The organism is Massilia sp. CT11-108, assembly GCF_047302915.1.
Classification (GTDB): Bacteria; Pseudomonadota; Gammaproteobacteria; order Burkholderiales; family Burkholderiaceae_D; genus Telluria; species Telluria orientalis.
On the sequence record NZ_JBKYMO010000015.1, the window covers coordinates 1 to 20,100 of the forward strand.

18 protein-coding genes and 1 tRNA gene are annotated in these 20,100 nt (G+C 65.4%); 6 read left to right on the forward strand and 13 right to left on the reverse strand.

Annotated elements, in window-relative coordinates; genetic code table 11:
- Together ACEN88_RS03225 and ACEN88_RS03230 are read left to right on the forward strand one after the other, a co-directional pair.
- Positions 1-1,149, forward strand: a 1,149-nt coding sequence (locus tag ACEN88_RS03225; protein WP_413337366.1) for an efflux RND transporter permease subunit, incomplete at its 5' end; no start/stop codon positions are given.
- 50 nt (positions 1,150-1,199) lie between these two features.
- On the forward strand, positions 1,200-1,793 hold the full coding sequence (locus ACEN88_RS03230; protein WP_413337367.1) for a PEP-CTERM sorting domain-containing protein: 594 nt from the start codon (positions 1,200-1,202) through the stop codon (positions 1,791-1,793).
- Positions 1,794-1,862: 69 nt separating this feature from the next.
- On the opposite strand, the gene ACEN88_RS03235 is transcribed toward ACEN88_RS03230, so the two are convergent.
- The 6 genes from ACEN88_RS03235 to pepN all read right to left on the reverse strand — a co-directional run bounded on the left by ACEN88_RS03235 (position 1,863) and on the right by pepN (position 9,801).
- Positions 1,863-2,630: a hypothetical protein gene (locus tag ACEN88_RS03235; RefSeq protein WP_413337368.1), complete on the reverse strand. Its 768-nt coding sequence runs from the start codon at positions 2,628-2,630 to the stop codon at positions 1,863-1,865.
- Positions 2,631-2,855: 225 nt separating this feature from the next.
- Complete coding sequence (locus ACEN88_RS03240) at positions 2,856-4,142, reverse strand: hypothetical protein (protein ID WP_413337369.1); 1,287 nt, start codon at positions 4,140-4,142, stop codon at positions 2,856-2,858.
- Positions 4,143-4,156: 14 nt separating this feature from the next.
- Positions 4,157-5,689: an MBOAT family O-acyltransferase gene (locus tag ACEN88_RS03245; protein ID WP_413337370.1), complete on the reverse strand. Its 1,533-nt coding sequence runs from the start codon at positions 5,687-5,689 to the stop codon at positions 4,157-4,159.
- A gap of 175 nt (positions 5,690-5,864) precedes the next feature.
- A tRNA-Thr gene (locus ACEN88_RS03250) sits at positions 5,865-5,940 on the reverse strand.
- 178 nt (positions 5,941-6,118) lie between these two features.
- Positions 6,119-7,120: a class 1 fructose-bisphosphatase gene (locus ACEN88_RS03255; protein ID WP_413337371.1), complete on the reverse strand. Its 1,002-nt coding sequence runs from the start codon at positions 7,118-7,120 to the stop codon at positions 6,119-6,121.
- Between the two features lie 29 nt (positions 7,121-7,149).
- On the reverse strand, positions 7,150-9,801 hold the full coding sequence (gene pepN / locus ACEN88_RS03260) for an aminopeptidase N (protein ID WP_413337372.1): 2,652 nt from the start codon (positions 9,799-9,801) through the stop codon (positions 7,150-7,152).
- 216 nt (positions 9,802-10,017) lie between these two features.
- Here pepN and ACEN88_RS03265 point away from each other — a divergent pair, with 216 nt between their 5' ends.
- The gene (locus tag ACEN88_RS03265) at positions 10,018-10,656 is read left to right on the forward strand and encodes a DUF4136 domain-containing protein (RefSeq protein ID WP_413337373.1); all 639 of its coding nucleotides are present in this window, start codon (positions 10,018-10,020) and stop codon (positions 10,654-10,656) included.
- 109 nt (positions 10,657-10,765) lie between these two features.
- On the opposite strand, the gene ACEN88_RS03270 is transcribed toward ACEN88_RS03265, so the two are convergent.
- The 4 genes from ACEN88_RS03270 to ACEN88_RS03285 are packed head-to-tail and all read right to left on the reverse strand — an operon-like array spanning position 10,766 to position 13,237.
- On the reverse strand, positions 10,766-10,912 hold the full coding sequence (locus ACEN88_RS03270; protein WP_200948778.1) for a hypothetical protein: 147 nt from the start codon (positions 10,910-10,912) through the stop codon (positions 10,766-10,768).
- Entirely contained in the window at positions 10,909-11,889 is a 981-nt protein-coding gene (locus ACEN88_RS03275) for a quinone oxidoreductase family protein (protein WP_413337374.1), read from the reverse strand. Before ACEN88_RS03275 ends, ACEN88_RS03270 begins: the two co-directional genes overlap by 4 nt.
- Positions 11,890-11,908: 19 nt before the next feature.
- On the reverse strand, positions 11,909-12,289 hold the full coding sequence (locus tag ACEN88_RS03280) for a methylglyoxal synthase (protein ID WP_413337375.1): 381 nt from the start codon (positions 12,287-12,289) through the stop codon (positions 11,909-11,911).
- 21 nt (positions 12,290-12,310) lie between these two features.
- The gene (locus ACEN88_RS03285; RefSeq protein ID WP_413337376.1) at positions 12,311-13,237 is read right to left on the reverse strand and encodes a DMT family transporter; all 927 of its coding nucleotides are present in this window, start codon (positions 13,235-13,237) and stop codon (positions 12,311-12,313) included.
- A gap of 167 nt (positions 13,238-13,404) precedes the next feature.
- Here ACEN88_RS03285 and ACEN88_RS03290 point away from each other — a divergent pair, with 167 nt between their 5' ends.
- The 3 genes from ACEN88_RS03290 (at position 13,405) to purD (ending at position 16,293) form a co-directional block, all read left to right on the forward strand.
- Entirely contained in the window at positions 13,405-14,175 is a 771-nt protein-coding gene (locus ACEN88_RS03290) for a DUF2182 domain-containing protein (RefSeq protein WP_413337377.1), read from the forward strand.
- 104 nt (positions 14,176-14,279) lie between these two features.
- Complete coding sequence (locus ACEN88_RS03295; RefSeq protein ID WP_413337378.1) at positions 14,280-15,005, forward strand: YebC/PmpR family DNA-binding transcriptional regulator; 726 nt, start codon at positions 14,280-14,282, stop codon at positions 15,003-15,005.
- A gap of 16 nt (positions 15,006-15,021) precedes the next feature.
- The gene (gene purD, locus ACEN88_RS03300; protein ID WP_413337379.1) at positions 15,022-16,293 is read left to right on the forward strand and encodes a phosphoribosylamine--glycine ligase; all 1,272 of its coding nucleotides are present in this window, start codon (positions 15,022-15,024) and stop codon (positions 16,291-16,293) included.
- Between the two features lie 99 nt (positions 16,294-16,392).
- Here the strand turns inward: purD and ACEN88_RS03305 are convergent, their stop codons facing one another.
- The 3 genes from ACEN88_RS03305 to ACEN88_RS03315 all read right to left on the reverse strand — a co-directional run bounded on the left by ACEN88_RS03305 (position 16,393) and on the right by ACEN88_RS03315 (position 19,912).
- Positions 16,393-16,725: a GIY-YIG nuclease family protein gene (locus ACEN88_RS03305; RefSeq protein ID WP_413337393.1), complete on the reverse strand. Its 333-nt coding sequence runs from the start codon at positions 16,723-16,725 to the stop codon at positions 16,393-16,395.
- Between the two features lie 169 nt (positions 16,726-16,894).
- Entirely contained in the window at positions 16,895-17,479 is a 585-nt protein-coding gene (locus ACEN88_RS03310) for a VPLPA-CTERM sorting domain-containing protein (protein ID WP_413337380.1), read from the reverse strand.
- Positions 17,480-17,539: 60 nt separating this feature from the next.
- The gene (locus ACEN88_RS03315) at positions 17,540-19,912 is read right to left on the reverse strand and encodes a dockerin (protein ID WP_413337381.1); all 2,373 of its coding nucleotides are present in this window, start codon (positions 19,910-19,912) and stop codon (positions 17,540-17,542) included.
- Between the last annotated feature and the right edge of the window lie 188 nt (positions 19,913-20,100).

Consider the following 20,100-nt stretch of genomic DNA (forward strand, 5'->3'; position numbering starts at 1 on the left):
ACGGGCGTCAAGATGCAGCTCGTGCTGCGCAGCGAGGACCCGGTCGCGCTGACGGCCGCAGCCCGCCGCGCCGAGCGCGAACTGCGCACGCTGCACGGCGTCGGCAACGTCAGTTCCAGCGCGTCGCTCGTGCGCCCGGAAATCATCGTGCGCCCCGATTTTGCGCGCGCCGCGGACCTGGGCGTGACGGCCGCCAGCATCGGCGAGACCGTGCGCGTAGCCACCGCCGGCGACTACGACCAGGTGCTGTCGAAGATGAACGTGTCGGAGCGCCAGGTACCCATCCGCGTGAAACTGCCGGACACGGTGCGCGCGGACCTGGACGCCATCGGCCGCCTGACGGTGCCCGGCAAGAACGGCCCGGTGCTGCTGGCGAACGTGGCGACCATCACGATGGAAAGCGGCCCGGCGCAGATCGACCGCCTGAACCGCAGCCGCAACGTGACGCTGGAAGTGGAGCTGAACGGCCGCTCGCTGGGCGAGGTGAATGCCGAGGCACGTGCCCTGCCCGCGCTGAAGGACCTGCCGCCGAACGTGTCGATCGCGGAACTGGGCGACGCGCAGGAGATGCAGAACCTGTTCGCCAGCTTCGGCCTCGCGATGCTGATCGGCGTGCTGTGCATCTACGGCGTGCTGGTGCTGCTGTTCACGGACTTCCTGCAGCCGGTGACGATTCTTGCGGCGCTGCCGCTGTCGATCGGCGGCGCGTTCGTCGCGCTGCTGCTCACGCGTAACGCGCTGTCGATGCCGACGATGATCGGCCTGATCATGCTGATGGGGATCGTGACGAAGAACTCGATCCTGCTCGTCGACTACGCGATCCTCGCGCGCAAGGCCGGCATGAACCGCTTCGACGCGCTCGTCGACGCCTGCCACAAGCGAAGCCGCCCGATCGTCATGACGACGATCGCGATGGGCGCCGGCATGCTGCCGCTGGCGCTGGGCCTGTCGGGCGACCCGAGCTTCCGCTCGCCGATGGCGGTCGCGGTGATCGGCGGCCTGATCACGTCGACCTTGCTGAGCCTGCTGGTGGTGCCGGCCGTGTTCACGTACGTCGACGACATCGAGCACTGGTTCGGACGCCTGGCGCAGCGGCTGCGGCGGCATCCGCATCCGCCGGTGCCGAGCCGGGAAACCGTGGTGAAATGAACGCAGGCAAGGTGGCGCCGCAGGCGGTGCCATCGGTCTAGGCTTGCGCGATGAAGATCCCAACCCTGCTGGGTGGTGCCCTGCTGCTGTGCACTGCCGCCCACGCCGCACCGTCGGCGTGGGACTTCGAATACCGCGGCTTCTACGACCTCCACGATTCCGGCGTGCTGCGCACCGACGTGGCCGTCACGGGCAGGATCGTCGGCGAGGACGCCGACGGGGACGGCGTCATCCATGAATCCGAGCTGGATTCGCTGTGGATGAACATGCGGCTGTGGTCCGGCGACTTCGCCGGATGCGGCGGGGGGACCGTCGACCATGACTGCCAGCTCGACGTCTTCTCCTTCCGCCCCGGCAGCGCTGCCCTCGACATCACCGCGACCTGGCGCGACAACTACGCGACGCAGCTGGAATATCACACGGAAGAGTTCGTGAGCGGCGACCGGTACGTGGCCAGGTCGAGTTACGGACACGATTACCCGGTGGACGACTATTACTTTTTCGGCGCGGGGACGACGCTGACCATCACGCCGGTGTCGCCCGTGCCGGAGCCGGGGGCGTGGATGATGCTGGGGGGTGGGCTATTGGCACTTGCGGCCGTCTTCCGTCGTTCCCGCGGAGGCGGGAACCCATACTGGGCTTGATAGGACACTCAGCATGGATTCCCGCTTGCGCGGGAACGACGGCGTAATTGCACGGGAACGACGGCGTAATTAATAGTCGCGGTTGCGGCCTCCCAGCAGCTTGGCCAGCACGAAGCCGGCGGCCGCGGCGATGGCGATGGCGGTGCCCGGTTTCTGGCGCACGTACTCGAAGCTGGCTTCCTTCCACTGGCCATAGGCGTCGGTCAGCTGTTGCTGGCGCTGGCCCAGGTTCAGCGAGGCACCGCTCAGCACGCCCTGCAGCTTGTCGACGCCGGCGTGGGCGCTGGAGGCCAGGCGGTCGACGACCGGCTGCACGCTGTTGACGGCCTTGTCGACCATCGGCTTGGCGGCGTCGGCGGCCTTGTCGATCGAATCGTGCAGGCCTTGCGCGCGGGCATTCACTTGCGCACCCAGGTCCTTCGAATCGCCACCCATGCCCGAGCCGGTGGCGGCGCCGGCGCTCTGGCTGTTCTGGCTGCCGCTGCTGCTCGAACCCAGCGCGCTGCCGCCGATGCTCGAGTTCGTGCCGCTGGCGCTGGAGCCAGAGGCGCTCATCGAACCCATGGAACCCGGACCCGACGACGATGCGCTGCCGGCATTGCTGGTGCCGCCCATGGCGCCGGTGCTGGACGCGGTGGCGCCGCCGGTGCTGCTGCCGGTTGTCGAGCTCTGCTGGTCCTTGCCCTGGTTCTGCTGGCTGCTCTTGTTCAGGCTGCCCGAACCGGCCGTGCTGCCCATATTGCCCGAGCTGCTGGCGTTCGGCAGGTTGCTGTCCTTGCCCTGGTTGCCCGAACCCAGGTTGCTGCCTTTTGCTTCGCTCGACTTCTGATTATCCATGATGAATTCCTCTTGTAAGATTTTGACCAATGCGGAGATAACCGATCTTCTTGACCGTGCATCCGTTCAAAAGTTCGACCGATAGGCGGTCCTTCACGTCGCGCCCAAGCGCGATGTCGGAGCGACACCGACGCAATGCGGTGTCTCAATAAAAAAAATATAACTTTTAGTCGATCCGGACTGTGCGCTATATAACAAAGCGCAGGACGGAAGAGCGCGGAACACTCAGGGCGCGGACGCGCGGGCGTTCGCGACCAGGTCGCGCGCACCGGCAAAGACTTGCGGATAATCACCGGCGCATTGCGCGCGCTCGGCGGCGATGCGCTGGCGGTTGGCGGCCAGCGTGTCCGCGCCGAGGCGGAAGCCGAACGCCGTTTCGCCGCCGAGGATGCGCTGCAGGATGCGCTCGCCCAGCGTCGACTTGAAGTGGCCGGCTTCCCAGTACCAGCGCGTCGCCGTATGCGTGTCGCCGGGGGCCGGGACGCGTTCGCAACGCATGCCGCCATAGCCGCTGAAGTCCCACACGTTGATGCGGGCATTCGGATAGCGGGCGCGCACGACGTCCGCCTCGCGCACCAGCAGCTGCTTCCAGTCGTCCATGGTGGATTGCAGGCCGGCTTCCTCGAACATGGCCATCAGCTGCGCGTGGTACGGGTAGATCACCAGGTGTACCTCGGTGCGGTCGCGCGCCATCGTGTCCAGCAGCGTGCGCAGGCGGTCGATGCTTTCCGAACGGTTCGTGCCGGCAACGAACAGATTGTGCGGCTTGCGCACGAGGTTCTTCGCGTTGTCCCCGGCCTTTTGCTGGAAGATCGCGTAATAGCCCTCCTGGCGCGCGAACTGGTTGTAGTTGCGCAGCGGGGTCTGGCCGCGCCCCGTCATGGTCTCCGGATCCGCCGCCTTTTGCAGGCGCACGGTGCGCAGCGCGTCGGACACGGACTTGATCGAGAACAGCGTATCGAACCGCCATTGCCACGGCAACGGTCCGGTGGACGCGGGCGGCGCCGGGGCTTCGTCCGGCTTGACGAGGAAATCCAGGAACTCGACGCCGATCACGGCCATCGCGGCCGGCGCCGCGCTCTCGCGGAACTGCGCATACATGCGTTCGGACGTGGTCAGGCTCGTGCCCGACAGCCCCATGTTATAGGCGGTGCGGCCATGCGCGCTCACCTGCGGGCTCTCCGGATCGAGGCCGACTTCGACGCGCGAATTCCCCAGCAGGATCAGGTCGGGCCGCACGGCCGTGGCCTGGGCCAGCTTGATCTGCTCGCGGTACTGCTCCGGCAGCGGCTTCACGTGGTTCAGTGCCGGACTGTCGACGAACCCGTACAGGTGGTATGGGTCGATGACGGCCACGAAGCCCGTGACCAGCAGCACGCCGGCGCCGACGACCGCCGCGCACCACGCGGTAAAGCGTTTATAAGACGCCTGGGGTTGCGCCGGGGCGACCGTCGGCGCGTCCGAGCCCGCCAGCACCGGCGCGTCATCGTCGTAACGTTGGATCTGTTCCATCGGGCTCCCCGGACTTAGAACTGGAAATACAGGAATTCGGCGGGACGGCTGAGCGACAGCAGGCTCCCGAGCAGGATCGCCCCGATGTAGAAGCTCCAGCGCCGCGACGGCTGCCAGAGCTGCCAGCGGGCGGCCAGGCGCGGGCCGGCCATCGTGCCGAGCGCCGCTTCGTAGCGGCCCATGATCTGCTGGGTATTGGGCAGGCAGAACGCGATGAAGCCGCCGATGACGACCCATTGCCACGTCTCGAGGAAGCGCGACCCGCCGCCCAGGTAGAACGTCACGCCCCATTGCTCGAGCAGCGTCTTCAGCGGTCCGATCTGCAGGCCGATCGACGCCGGCAGGCCGATGCCGTCCAGGCCGGCCATGCCGTGCAGGATCGTCATCGCCTTGTCGAAGCTGGTGGCGCGGAAGAACACCCACGCCACGCACACGGCCGCGAACGTCAGCGCCCGGCTGAACACGGCCCAGGCGCGGCCGCGCGCCAGTCGCAGCCTGTCGGCCACCGCATTCCAGCCGTGGTTGATCACGAGATAGATGCCGTGCAGCGCGCCCCAGATGACGAAGTTCATGCCGGCGCCATGCCACAGGCCGCCCAGCAGCATCGTCGCCAGCAGGTTGACGTAGCGACGCACGGGGCCCTTGCGGTTGCCGCCCAGCGGCACGTACAGGTAGTCGCGCAGGAAGCGCGACAGGGTCATGTGCCAGCGGCGCCAGAAATCGACGATGTTGGCGGCTTTATAGGGCGAATCGAAGTTCAGCGGCAGGCGGATGCCGAACATCAGCGAGATGCCGATCGCCATGTCGGAGTAGCCGGAAAAGTCGAAGTACAGCTGGAACGCGTACGCCAGCACGCCGCCCCACGCGTTGGCGAGCGAGAAGATGTCCGCCTTGTCGAACAGGAAGTTGGCATGCGGCGCCAGGTTGTCCGCGATGAGGACTTTCTTGGCGAGGCCGATCGCGAAGATGCTGAGGCCGACCGCGAAGTTCTGGAACGAAAAGCGGTAGCTGGCGGGCTTGTCGAACTGCGGCATCATCTCCGCGTGGTGCAGCACCGGCCCCGCGATCAGGTGCGGGAAATAGGTGATGAACAGCACGTAGTGCAGGAAGCGCGCTTCCTTGACCTTGCCCTGGTACGTGTCGACGAGATAGGCGATCTGCGTGAACGTGAAGAAGGAAATACCGATCGGCAGCACGACGTGCAGCAGCGGGATGTCGGCGTGAGCCAGCCAGTTCGCGCCCGCGATGAAGAAGTCGGCGTACTTGTAATAGGCGAGCAGGCCCAGGTCGGTGGCCACGGCCGCCGCCAGCCACCGCTTGCGCGCGGGACCGGCCGCGTGCCCGATGCGCTGCCCCATCCAGTAGTTGAAGACGATGGAGCCCAGCAGCAGCGGAATGTAGTAATAGCTCCACCAGCCATAGAACGTCAGCGACGCGAGCGCCAGCCAAGCGGCGGCCTGGACGTGACTCCTGCGTGCCAGCAGGAAGTAGCCGATTGCCGTGATGGGCAAAAAGAGGAACAGGAAGGTGAAGGAATTGAAGAGCATGGCGACCGGTCAGGTAGGAAATCGGCTGGGGCTGGAGCAGACCGGACGGTCTCATCCTTGGCCATCCCGCCAATATAGCATCGTTTCGTTGCCATAAATACAGGGTGAGGCGGGCTGACAACAGCGGCCGGAACGCAAAAAGGGCCACCCGCTTGGATGGCCCTTCTCACTGTGTTGGTGCCGCTGACCGGAATCGAACTGGTGACCTTCGCATTACGAATGCGCTGCTCTACCGACTGAGCTACAGCGGCTAAACCGGAACAACCGTTTAACCTGTGTCCGTGCTACCTGCCATCAGACTGTTGGCGACCCGAGGTCTCGCGCGCTTCGCTCATCAGATGAGCTGCAGCGCGAAGGAGCCCGCATTCTAACAACAACTCCGCAAACTTGCTAGTCCGACTCGGCAATTTTATGCGGACACGTTAAAAATTATTCCTGGTGGTAGCTCGTCACGCGTTCCACCTCGCTCTTCGAGCCCAGGAACACAGGCACGCGCTGGTGCAGTTTCTGCGGCGCGATGTCGAGGATGCGCTGTTTGCCGTCCGTCGCGGCGCCGCCTGCCTGCTCGACGATGAAGGCCATCGGGTTCGCTTCGTACATCAGGCGCAGCTTGCCCGGCTGCGACGGGTCGCGCTGGTCGGCCGGGTACATGAAGATGCCGCCGCGGTTCAGGATGCGGTGCACGTCGGCCACCATCGAGGCGATCCAGCGCATATTGAAATCCTTGGCGCGCGGGCCGGTTTTACCAGCCAACATTTCGTCGACATAGCGCGTGACGGGCGGATACCAGTGGCGCTGGTTCGACATGTTGATGGCGAATTCCTTCGTCTCTTCCGGGATCTGCAGGTCCTTCTGCGTGAGGACCCAGGAACCCATCTCGCGGTCCAGCGTGAAGCAGTTGACGCCCGCGCCCGTGGTCAGCACCAGCATCGTCTGCGGGCCGTACACGGCATAGCCGGCCGCGACCTGCTTGCTGCCGGCCTGCATGAAGTCGGCTTCGGTCGGGGCCGTCATGCCTTCCGGCGCCTTCAGCACGGAGAAGATGGTGCCGATGGAGACGTTGACGTCGATGTTCGACGAGCCGTCCAGCGGATCGAACAGCAGCATGTATTCGCCCATCGGATAGCGGTTCGGGATCGGGTGGATGGATTCCATTTCTTCCGATGCCATCGCCGCCAGGTGGCCGCCCCATTCATTGGCTTCGAGCAGGATCTCGTTGGAGATCACGTCGAGCTTCTTCTGCACTTCGCCCTGGATGTTCTCCGTGTTCGCGCTGCCGAGGATGTCGCCGAGCGCGCCCTTGCCGACCGAGTGGGAAATGGTCTTGCAGGCGCGGGCCACCACCTCGATCAGGAGGCGCAGCGATGCCGGGATATTGTTGTGGAGACGCTGTTCCTCGACGAGGTATTGCGTCAGGCTGACACGTTTCATGGACTTCCTTTGGTTATGTAAATGAATTCTTAGTTGGCGAGCGCCTTGCTGACCACTTCGCGCACGTCGTTCGACAGCTTCGCCTGCCCCGCGACCAGCTGCAGCGCCCGCTTCATGTGGGCCTGCAGGTCCGGCGTATAGCGGCGCCAGCGGTCCATCGCGCGGGCGAGGCGGCTGGCGACCTGCGGGTTCAGCGCGTCCAGCGCGATCACCTGCTCGGCCCAGAATGCGTAGCCGCTGCCGTCCGGCGCATGGAAGCCCACCGCATTGCCGGCACAGAACGTAGACACCAGGCTGCGCGCGCGGTTCGGGTTACGCAGCGTGAAGGCCTTGTGCGTCATCAATTCGCGTACGCGGTTGACGTCCGTGGTCGGGGCCGCGGCCTGCATCGCGAACCATTTGTCCACGACCAGCGCTTCACCCTGGAACTCGTCGTAGAAGCGCTGCAGCGCATCCGCCGCCGCGGGCGCGCGCGCATGCACGAGGGCCGACAGCGCGGCCACGCGGTCCGTCATGTTCGTCGCGCCGTCGAACTGTTTCTGCGCGAGGGCCAGGCTCGCCTCGTCCGGCGCGGCATTCAGATAGGCCAGCGCGAGGTTCTTCAGGGCGCGCTTGCCGATCGACCCGGCATCCGGGCTGTATTCGCCCGGCGTCTGGTTGGCGTCGTACTGGGCCAGCAGCTCGGTGCGCAGGCGCGCGCCGATGTCGGCGCGGACGAACTGGCGCGCCAGGTGGATGGCGAGCGGGTCGACGACGTCCAGCTGGTCGGCGATCATCGATTCCGTCGGCAGCAGCAGCGCCTGCTCGCGGAAGGACGGATCGAGCGTGTCGTCCACGAGGATCTTGCGCATGGCGTCGATGAACGTGTCGTCCAGGTCGAGCCGGTCGACGCCGGCGCCGGCCACCTGCCCGGTCAGCTTCAGCAGGCGGCTCATCGCGAGGCGCTGGCCCGCTTCCCAGCGGTTGACGGGGTCGCTGTCGTGGCTGAACAGGTGCACCAGTTCGGCGTCGCTGTAGCCATGCTTCAGGATCACCGGCGCGGAAAAGTCGCGCAGGATCGACGGCGTCGGCTGTTCCGTCACGCCCGTGAAGACGAAGGTCTGGTCGGCTTCCGTCAGCTCCAGTACGGCAGTCGTGCCGTAATCCTTGCCATCGACGGTCAGCGGCAGGTCGCGGCCGTCCCGGCCCAGCAGGCCGACGGCGACCGGGATGTGGAACGGCAGTTTCTCGGCCTGGCCGGGCGTCGGCGGGCACGACTGGATCAGGCGCAGGGTGTAGGTCTGCGCCTGCTCGTCCCAGCGTGTTTCGGCCTGCACGACCGGCGTGCCGGCCTGGCTGTACCAGCGCTCGAACTGCGTCAGGTCACGGCCGTTGGCATCGGCCATCGCCAGGCGGAAATCGTCGCACGTGACGGCCTGCTCGTCGTGACGCTGGAAGTACAGGTCCATGCCCTTGCGGAAGCCTTCGCGGCCCAGCAGGGTCTGGTACATACGCACGACCTCGGCGCCCTTTTCGTAGACGGTGACGGTATAAAAATTATTGATCTCGACGAAGGAGTCGGGACGGACCGGGTGGGCCATCGGGCCCGCGTCCTCCGGAAACTGGGCCTGGCGCAGGGTGCGCACCTGGTCGATGCGGGTGACGGCGCGGCCCGTGTTCGTGCCGATCATGTCGGCCGAAAATTCCTGGTCGCGGAACACGGTCAGGCCTTCCTTCAGCGACAGCTGGAACCAGTCGCGGCAGGTGACGCGGTTGCCCGTCCAGTTGTGGAAGTATTCGTGGCCGACGACGGCCTCGATGCCCTGGAAGTCGACGTCCGTCGCGACGCGCGGATTCGCCAGCACGAACTTCGTGTTGAAGATGTTCAGGCCCTTGTTTTCCATCGCGCCCATGTTGAAGTCGCCCACGGCGACGATCATGAAGCGGTCCAGGTCGAGTTCCAGGTTCCAGCGTTCCTCGTCCCAGCGGATGCTGTGCTTCAGCGACTGCATCGCGTAGTCCGTCTTGTCGAGGTTGCCCTCTTCCACCCAGACCTGCAGCAGCGCGGTGCGGCCGTCGGCCAGTTCGAAATTCTCTTCCTGGCAGACGAGGCGCGCGGCGACGAGGGCAAACAGGTACGACGGCTTCTTGAACGGGTCTTCCCACAGCGCGTAGTGGCGGCCGTCGGGAAGGTCGCCTTCCTCGATCAGGTTACCGTTCGACAGCAGCACCGGGTACTTGTCCTTGTCGGCGCGCAGCATGACGGTGAAGCGCGCCATCACGTCCGGGCGGTCTGGAAAATAGGTGATCCGACGAAAACCCTCGGCTTCGCACTGCGTATAGAAGCTGCCATTGGACGTGTACAGGCCGCTGAGGGTAGTATTGCTCTCCGGAACGCAGATGGTCTCGATTTCCAGCGTCGCTTCTTCCGGGGCGTTGGGGATGCGCAGCAGGGTGCCTTCGATCACGTAATCCCCCTCGCCCAGCGTGCGGCCGTTCAGGCGCAAGGTCACCAGTTCGATGTCTTCGCCGTGAAGCTCGATTTCGCGTTGCGCGCTGGCGGGATTGCGGCGCACCGTCATCCGGTTGGCGACGACGGTACGGGCCGGGTCGAGGTCGAAGCCGAGTTCGACGGTATCAACCAGGTAGCTGGGGGCAGTGTAATCCTTCCGGTAGATAGTCTGGGGCGTATCGGTGCGCATGGTCGGGAGTCCGCAAAGCCGTTGGTGGGATGCTTATTTTACCAACAGCTTTACACCACGATCCGTACCTTTCGAATGTATCGCCATGTACAGGTAGTAACCACGCGTAAATGTATCGACGTACATCACGCATCAGGAATAAGATGTACTCCTGAACAAGACCGATTACAGGAATTGAAACCCGACACATCGGGAACCGAATAGATGGAGCTCGTCATGAAACGTACCATGATCACGGCGGTCGCATCGCTGAGCCTGTTGCTGGGCGGCTGCGCGACGACGATCCGCAGTGACGTCACCACCTTCAACCAGTGGCCCGCCCAGCTGCCCGACAAGAGCTATGCGTTCGAGACGCCGCCTCCGCAGGACAACACGCTCGAGCTGCAGAGCTACGAAAACCTCGTGCGCGCCCAGCTCGCCCGCCTCGGTTTCCACGAGGCGCAGGGATCGCCCGCGCTGAAGGTATCGATGCGCTTCTCGACCATCGACGTGCCCACGCAGGTGCTGTACCCGACCTTCGCGCCGACGTACTACTCGCCCCGTTTCGCCTACATGGGCTGGCGCCGGCGCTACTGGGGCGGCTGGTACAGCCCGTTCTACGATCCGTTCTGGGGCCCGGTACCGGCGTACGATGTGCAGGAAGAACACCGCTACCACCGCCAACTGCAGCTGTCGATCGCCTCGGCCGCGGACGGCAAGCGCCTGTTCGACGTCACGGTGCGCAACGTGAGCCGGCAGATGTCGACCCCGGCCGTGATGCCGGCCCTCGTGCAGAGCGCGTTCGAAGGGTTCCCGGGACCGAATGGCGGATCGCGCGTGATCGAGTTGAAGCAGGAGCCCCGGCAGAACGGCTAAGTGCCGCAAAATTACCGTCGCCCCCGCGAAGGCGGGGGTCCGATTTCGTGTGCGTTCATGCAAACTTGGGTCCCTGCCTTCGCAGGGACGACGTTCTGGCGCCGCGGGCCTAGCCCAAATACGCTTCCGACAGGAACGTAATCCCGATAATCAGCAGCACCGCCAGCATCAGCACCACGAGCAATCGCCCGAAGTGCGGTTCCGCCGCCGGTTGCGGATCGATCGGCGGTTCGTTGTCGTCGCTAAATTCTCTCATGGCAGCAAAATGGTCTTGCCCGTCGTGCGGCGCCCTTCGAGGGCGATGTGGGCCTGGGCCGCGTCGGCGAGGGGGAAACGCTGGTGGATGTCGATGCTCACTTTACCGCTCGCCACCACGTCGAACAGGTCGGCCGCCATCGCCTCCCGCTGCGCGCGCGTGGCCGCATACGACTGCAGGGTCGGCCGCGTGATGTAGAGCGAGCCGCGCGCCGACAATTCGTTCAGCGAGAACGGCGGCACCGGTCCCGACGAATTGCCGAAGCTGACCATCAGCCCGCGCGGCCGCAGGCAGTCCAGCGAGCGCGTGAACATGTCCTTGCCGACCGAATCGTAGACGACCGGCACCTTTGCTCCGTTCGTGATCTCCAGTACGCGCTGCACGACATCCTCGTCACGATAGTTGATGACATGCGCCGCCCCACGCTGCCGCGCCAGCGCCGCTTTCTCGTTTGACCCCACCGTGCCGATGAGGTTCACGCCCAGCGCACGCGCCCATTGGCACGCGATCAGGCCGACGCCGCCGGCCGCCGCGTGGAACAGGATCGTCTCGCCCGGCTGCACGGCATAAGTCTGCTTGAGGAGGTATTGCACGGTCAGGCCCTGCAGCATCATCGCGGCGCCCGTCTCGAACGGGATGGCGTCCGGCAGGTGCACGAGCACGTCGGCCGGCATCACCCGCAGCTGGCTGTAGGCGCCGTTCGGGCGCGCCGCGTACGCCACGCGGTCGCCCGACTTGACGTGCGTGACGCCCTCGCCCACCGCCTCGACGACGCCCGCCGCTTCCTGGCCGAGGCCGTTCGGCAGGTCGAGCGGGTACAGGCCGGAGCGGAAATACGTGTCGATGAAATTCACGCCGATCGCGTGGTTGCGCACGCGCGCCTCGCCGGGGCCGGGATCGCCGACCTCGACGTCGACGTATTCCAGCACCTCGGGCCCGCCGGTGCGCGCGAAGCGGATCGCCTTTGCCGTCGTCATGGCCGCTCTCCCCCGGGAATCAGTCGGCCTTCGACTGCAGCTGCGACAGCACGAGATGGGCGCTCGCCACGTTCGTCGCGCACGGGATGTTGTGGACGTCGCAGGCGCGGACCAGCGCGTTGATGTCCGGTTCGTGCGGCTGCGGGGTCATCGGGTCGCGCAGGAAGATCACGCAGTCGATCGCGCCCTCGACCAGCTGGGCGCCGATCTGCAGGTCGCCGCCGACGGGACCGGAATGCATGCGCCTCACCTCCAGGCCCAGCTCGTTGATCAGGCGGCCGCCCGTGGTGCCGGTGGCCGACAGCGTGCAGCCGCGCAGGAAATCCACGTACTCGGCGGCGAGGGCGATCATGTCGTCTTTTTTCTTGTCGTGGGCGATCAGGGCGATGCGAGGTTTCATGTTCCGTTCCGTTTCGGTTTGTCAGGGTGTTTTTTTCTTCGACAGCAAATAGATCCCGCCCAGCACCAGGCCCGTTCCGGCCAGTTGCACGGTCGTGATCGGTTCTCCCAGCAGCGCCCAGCCCAGGAACAGCGTCGACACCGGCCCGATCATGCCGGCCTGGGATGCCGTCGTCGCACCGATGCGCTGGACCGCCGCCATCGTCATGAAGACGGGGAAGATGGTACAGAATATCCCATTCACGAGCGAGAGCCCGTAAACCGGCAGCGGCTGCACCAGCATGCCGGCGGGCCGCAGGATGAAGAACTGCGCGATGCACGCGGCACTCGACACGCACATCGCGTACGCGACGAGGCGCAGCGAACCGATGCGGCGCACCATCTCGCCCGTGCCGAGCAGGTAGGCCGCGTAGCACGCCGCCGAACCGAGCACGAGCAGCGAGCCCGTGACGGTGCTCCCCGTCCCGCCCTGGAGGTCGTGCGCGAACACGAGCACGATGCCGCAGTACGACAGCGCCAGCGCGATCCACTCCGCGCGGCCGATGCGGCGCTTGAAGACGAGCGCCGTGATCAGGAGGACGAACGTCGGCGTGAGGAACAGGATCAGGCGCTCGAGGCCCACCGAGATGTATTGCAGGCCGAGGAAATCGAGGTAGCTCGACAGGTAGTAGCCGATCAGGCCCAGTCCGGCGAGGCGCCAGCGGTCGCGCACGGCGAGCGGCGGCTCGGTCCGCATCTTCCACACCGCCACGGCCGCAAACACCGGAAGCGAGAACAGCATTCTGAACGCGATCAATGTGACGGCGTCGATGTGGTAGCGGTACAGCAGTTTGGCGACGATGGCCTTCGTGGAAAACAGAACGGCACCGCCGATGGCGATCGCCAGGCCGCCCAGCGCGGCCGGGCGTATGGTCGGTACAACAGGTAAGTCGGCTGCAGTTTTACTCATCCGACGATTGTACGGGGAATCCGCATAGCCGGCTGAGGACGCCTCCGAACGCAGCCGGCCGGATGCGGTCCAATCGCTGTCGATACTCAACCGCATCACAGCTCAACTTTTCGGGAGATGTCCATGGCACACCACGCAACCGCGCAACCGGCCGGAGCGCGCCCCCGATGAGCCGCGCCAGCGGCGTCGGCCGCCCCGGTGCCGACCGCACCGTCGTCCTCACCCTGCTCGTGCTGCTCGCGGCGCTGTGCTGGGCGTTTCTGCTGTTTCGCGTCGGTCGCCTGTCGCCGCTGGGGACGGGTAACGCGGCCCATTTCCGGGTCGGACCGTACCACGAGGACGACCTCGCGCGCCTGCTGGCGCTGTGGACCGTCGTCATCGCCGCGATGATGCTGCCGGCGGCCGCGCCGTCCGTGCTGCTGTACGCCCGCGTGAAGCGGCTCGTGCGCGAGCGCTGGGTCTATCCGTCCACGTTCCTGTTCATGCTGGGTTATCTGTTCGTCTGGACCTGCTGCGCCCTCGCCGCGACGCTGGCCGACTGGCAGCTGCACGACGCCGGCGGGCTCGACGAGACGATGGCCATCGCGCACCCGACGGTCGGCGCCCTCGCCCTGGTCGCGGCCGGGGTCTACCAGTGGACGCCCGCCAAGCACGTGTGCCTCGACAACTGCCGCGCGCCGCTGGCGTTCGTCCTGACGCACTGGCGCCGCGGGATGTGGGGCGCGTTCCGCATGGGCATCGCGGATGCGCGGTATTGCACGGGCTGCTGCTGGCTGCTGCTCGCGCTCGTGCTGCCGGCCGGCGTGCTGAACCTGCCCGTCATCGCCGGGCTCATCGCGCTGATCCTCGCCGAAAAACTGCTGCCCGGCGGGCACGTGGTGGCGTGCGCGACGGGGCTCGGGCTGGTCGGACTGGGCACGGCGTTGTTGTTTCCCTGACAGTATTTAGACGGATGCGCTATGATAAAATGTCGAGGATTATCAATACCCGGGACCTCGAAGATTGCAGTTTGCCGAGGTTCCCTGTCTAAGGAAGACTCGACATGGCTGGACACAGCAAATGGGCCAACATCAAGCACAAGAAAGCCGCCACTGATGCCAAGCGCGGCAAGATCTGGACCCGACTGATCAAGGAAATCACCGTCGCGGCCCGCATGGGCGGCGGCGACGCCAACACCAACCCGCGCCTGCGCCTCGCCATCGAAAAAGCGGCCGACGCTAATATGCCGAAGGATAACGTCAACCGCGCCGTGCAGCGCGGTTCGGGCGGCCTGGAAGGCGTCAACTACGAAGAAATCCGCTACGAAGGCTATGGCATCGGCGGCGCGGCGATCATCGTCGACTGCATGACCGACAACCGCGTACGCACGGTGGCCGAAGTCCGCCACGCGTTCAGCAAGTTCGGCGGCAATATGGGGACCGAAGGCTCCGTCGCGTTCATGTTCAAGCACACGGGCCAGTTCCTGTTCGCACCCGGCGTCGAAGAAGACAAGCTGATGGAAGCGGCGCTGGAAGCCGGTGCCGACGACGTCATCGCGGACGACGAAGGCGGCTTCGAAGTGCTGTGCGACCCGAACGCCTTCGCCGGCGTCAAGGAAGCCCTGGAAAAGTCCGGCTTCAAGGCCGATTCCGCCGAAGTCATCATGAAGCCGGACACCGAGACGGTGTTCACCGGCGAAGACGCGCTCAAGATGCAGAAACTGCTCGACGCCCTGGAAAACCTGGACGACGTGCAGGAAGTCTATACGAACGCAGTCATTGAAGAGTAAGCAGCGAAAGCAATCCATGAAAATCCTGGTAGTCGGCTCTGGCGGCCGTGAACATGCCCTGGCCTGGAAACTGGCCCAATCCGATCGCGTCCAGATGGTCTACGTCGCACCGGGCAATGGCGGTACCGCGCGCGATGCGCGCCTGATCAACATCGACATCACCGACCCGGCCGCGCTGGCCGACTTCGTCGTCGCGGAACACGTCAACCTGACGCTGGTCGGGCCGGAACAGCCGCTGGCGGCCGGCATCGTCAACCTGTTCCGCGCGCGCGGCCTGAAGGTCTTCGGCCCGACGAGGGAAGCGGCCCAGCTGGAAAGCTCGAAGGACTTCGCGAAGGCCTTCATGCACCGCCACGGCATCCCGACCGCGCAGTACCAGACGTTCACCGACGTCGCCCAGGCCCACGCCTACATCGACGCCCAGGGCGCACCGATCGTCATCAAGGCCGACGGCCTCGCCGCCGGCAAGGGCGTCGTCGTCGCGATGACGCTGGAAGAAGCGCACCAGGCGGCCGACGACATGTTGTCGGGCAACCGCTTCGGCGACGCGGGCGCACGCATCGTCATCGAGGAATTCCTCGCCGGCGAAGAAGCCAGCTTCATCGTCATGTGCGACGGCAAGAACGTCATCGCCCTGGCCACGTCGCAAGACCACAAGCGCCTGAAGGACCACGACCAGGGCCCGAACACGGGCGGCATGGGCGCATACTCGCCGGCACCGGTCGTCACGCCGTCGATCCACGCGCGCGTGATGCGCGAGATCATCAACCCGACCATCCAGGGCATGGCCAAGGACGGCATCCCGTACAGCGGCTTCCTGTACGCGGGCCTGATGATCGACGCGGCCGGCGTGCCGAAGGTCATCGAATTCAACTGCCGCATGGGCGACCCGGAAACGCAGCCGATCATGACGCGCCTGAAGAGCGACTTCGTGACGGTGCTCGAACACGCCTGCAACAGCACCCTGGACAAGGTGGAACTGGAATGGGACCGCCGCACGGCGGTGGGCGTCGTGATGGCGGCGGCCGGCTATCCGGACGCGCCGGCCAAGGGCGACATCATCGACGGCATCCCGGCCGAAACGCCGGAATGCGTCACCTTCCACGCCGGCACCCAGATCGTGGGCGGCACGCTGCAGACGTCGGGCGGCCGCGTGCTGTGCGTCGTCGGCCTGGGCGACAGCGTCAAGATGGCGCAGAAGCAGGCGTACGAGACCGTCGAGAAGATCCACTTCAATGGTGCGCAGTATCGGCGCGACATTGGGTGGCGTGGGATCAAGCAGGCGTGATGGCGTAGCGCCCTTCAACAACGAAAAACGGAGGCGCGCAGCCTCCGTTTTTTTACCCTACCGTCGTTCCCGCGCAAGCGGGAACCCATGCTGAGCTCGCTAGCCTACAATATCAGCATAGAGGTCACGCCACCGGGGATTGGTCTTCTGAATCAGCTCCACCTTCCACGACCTGTCCCACTTCTTGATCTGCTTTTCGCGCCGGATCGCTTCCATGATATCGGCGTGAATCTCATACCAGACCAGCATCTTGACGCGATATCGCTTTGTGAATCCTTCAGCCAGGCCTTCGCGGTGCTGCCAAACACGTTTACGAGGTCGCTTGTCACGCCAACGTAGAGTGTTCCGTTCAAGCCGCTCGCCAACATATAGACGTAGCTTGATCTGTCCATGGTTGAGTCCTCGATGCCGAAAGTGACATGTTCCAACGATGGACTCGTTTTATTGCTGAGATGCTGCAAAAGTTCGCATGACTCGGCGTTCCCGCGCAAGCGGAAATCCATATAGAGCAACCGGGTTCAGTAACGTCGAAGCACCGTGACGCGCTGAATGGGCTGACTTCGGAAGCTCAGCATGGGTTCCCGCCTTCGCGGGAACGACGTCATTTCCGGCGACGCGCCACGCCACCCGCGGCCAGTCCACCCAGCATCAGCGCCAGCGTCCCCGGCAGCGGCACCGAACCGCTCGGCGCAGCCGCTTCCACGTTGACGTTGTCGATCTGGTTGAAGAAGCCCGAGCCGATGCGCAGTTCGGTAATGCCGGTGAGCACAGTGCTCCACGTACCCGAATCCTGGATCGAACCGACCGACACGCCGTCGGCCGACACGTCGCTCCAGTCCATGAAGTAGTCGAAGCTGTTCAGGTTGAACTTGCCGCCGCCAACGCGGGTCAGCGTGACGAACGTGTCCCAACCGTTTTCCATACCGTCGTGCCAGTTCCAGGTCGACGGTTCGTACGTGCCGTCGCCGACGTGGGCCGCGTCCGCGTCCGCGCCCGGCGCGTTCAGCGTGACCTGGAAGCCCGATTCCACATAGGTCAGGTTCGGGCCGTTGTACGTCATGCTGCCGGCCAGCGGAAAGCCGTCGCCGTACATCATCTCGGTCAGGCCATCGAAGTTCAGGACGGTGGCGCCGGCGCTGCCTGCTGCCATGAAGGCGACGGCGGCGAGAATGGATTTGAATTTCATGAAAGTCTCCGAAAATATTCGATACCGCCGGCGCCATCGCGGGCGCCGGCATTGCCATCATCAGTAGGTGAAGAACACGCCGCGGCCCGCGCCGGCGGCATAGACGCGTCCAGGTACGGTCTGGTCGGCCGCCAGGTTGCTGATGCCGGCGTACTGGTGCTTGTCGTCGTTGATCCGGCGCCAGGTCTTCGCACCGTCATCCGAGCGGTACACGCCCCACACGTTGTTGATGATGCCGACGATGTAGATCGAGGACGAGTACGTCGCACCGGCGGGCGCCTTGCCCAGCGCGATGGACGTCGCGCCGTACACCTGCGGGTAGCTCCACGTCTCGTTGCTGCCCCAGTCCGGCGCCGTCACGTCCAGCTTCGTCCAGGTTGCGCCCGAGTCGGTCGAGTGCAGGATGCTGAAACCGTCGACCACCCAGACATCGCCTTCGGCATTCGGATTGACGGCGATCGACGACTGGTAGAACGCCGCCACCCGCGCGCCGGCGCTCACGAACGTCGTGCTCTCGGTGAAGGTGTGGCCGCCGTCGTTCGAGTACCAGAAATGCGACGTGTCCGACCACTGGTTCCACCATGCGCCGCCCGAGTTGAACGCATAGACCTTGTTCGGGTTCTTGCGGTCGGCGACGACGCGGTAGCCGCGGCCGATGCCCACCGCAGGCAGGTCCGGCAGGTTCGTGTACGTCCAGGTGGCGCCGTTGTCGGTCGTGTAGGCCGGACGCGCACCGGACGGTGCCCAGACGGCCTTGCCCGGCGCGGTGACGGCGATGGTTTCCTCGCCGCCCTGGTGGTCGTTCGATGCCGCGTCCGGGTGCTTGCCGGCGAACGGCGTCCAGGTCACGCCGGAGTCGGTCGAGTAGGCGCCGCGCGGGTTGTTCTGGACCCAGCCGCCGGTGCCGACCGCCGCGATGTAGGCCGGATTCGACCAGGCCGTGTCGGCGGAGTGGCCGTTGCTGAAGTAGCCGAGCGGGCCGCGCGTCGGCTTCTTCAGCACCTCGGTCTGCACGTGCGTGCCGATGTCGCCCGAGCTGCGCAGCAGCGCATAGTTGGCGCCCTTCGGCGGGGTCGTCAGGCTGATCGTCGCGGTTTCCTCGAGATTGGTCACATCCAGGTTCCACGTCGGCGTGGTGGCCGATGCGGTCTTCGTCTCCCAGATGCCGCCGCCGAACACGTGCAGGATGTGGTCGGGGTTGTTCGGATCGATCTCGACGTCGTCCACCCAGCCGGAGAAGTCCACATCGGACGGGGTGTGCGGGGTCATCGACGCGATCTCGCGCCAGGTCAGGCCGGCGTCGTCCGACACCTGCACGACCGGCTGGCCCTGCCAGTTACCCCATGAGTTCGACACGCCCAGCGCGATACGGGTGGTCGGGCCGGAACCGGAGACCGACAGGCCACCCATGCCGAAGTTCACCCATTGCTCCGTATCGTAGCTCTTCAGCAGCGTCCAGTTCGTACCGTCGAACTTGTACAGGCGGGCCGGGCCGCCGGCGCCGGGGCCCATGTCCTTGGTGAACGCCACGTAGATGATGCCGTCCTTGGCACGCACCATGTGCGGAATATAGTAGCCCGTGACCGGCGTCGCGATACCGGTCCAGGTCGCGCCGCCGTCGGTCGACTTGTACAGGTTGGCGGTCAGGCCGGCCGCGGCGGCGTAATCCGGGGCCACCGCCGTGTAGATGGTCTGCGTGGCCGTGCCCGCGCCCGTGGTCGAGGTGTCGAACAGCACGCTCTCGATGCCGCCCGAGGTACGGCCCGGCAGGGAACCGATCTGGTCGCCCGGATACTGGAACGACGTCAGCGACGTGACCTGGTTCCAGGTCTGGCCGTAGTCCGAGCTCTTCCACAGGCCCGACGTGCGCGAACCGTAGTACAGGACCGACGGCTGGTTCGGATCGACCATCAGGCGCTCGCCGATGGCGCGGCCCGGATCGTTGGAACCGGCGCGGAACGGCAGGTCCACGTGCGTCCAGCTGTCGCCGCGGTCGGTGGAAATATACAGGCGGGCGTTGGGTCCCGACCAGTCGTACATGCCCGTGACGAGGTACACGCGCTTGTCGTCGGTCGGATCCAGGGCCACGCTTTCGGCCCCGTTATAGAATTCTTCGCGGATGCCGAAGCTGTCCGTGATCGGCGTCCAGCCGGAAGTGGCCGTATCCCTGCGGTAGACCCCGCCCATGTCGGTGCGCGCATACAGCACGTTCGGGCTGGTCGGGTGGAAGATCAGCCCGGTCACGTAGCCGCTGCCGCCGTACTTGACGCTCTGCCATCGGCTACCCGTCGTCGCAACGTTTGCGCCGCCGCCGGACGCGCTGCCGATCATGGCGGCGAAGGAAGGCGATTGCGAGGACGGGCTGCTACCGCCACCGCACGCTGCCACCAGGCCCGCCACAGCGCAGGCCAGCGCAAGAGTTTGCTTCTTCATACTTGGACTCCGAGAAAGTTGAACCGTTGTTGCCGGTCGTTTGCTGCGATGCACCACCCCGCCGGGCACGGCCGAAGACGGTCCGTCACGATCGAAATGATGGATGGGGAATGACTGGTGGCGTTACCGCCTGGGCGCGGACCGCGTCAAGGTCGCGGCCGAAGAGGGATCGTGTGTTCCATGAAGGT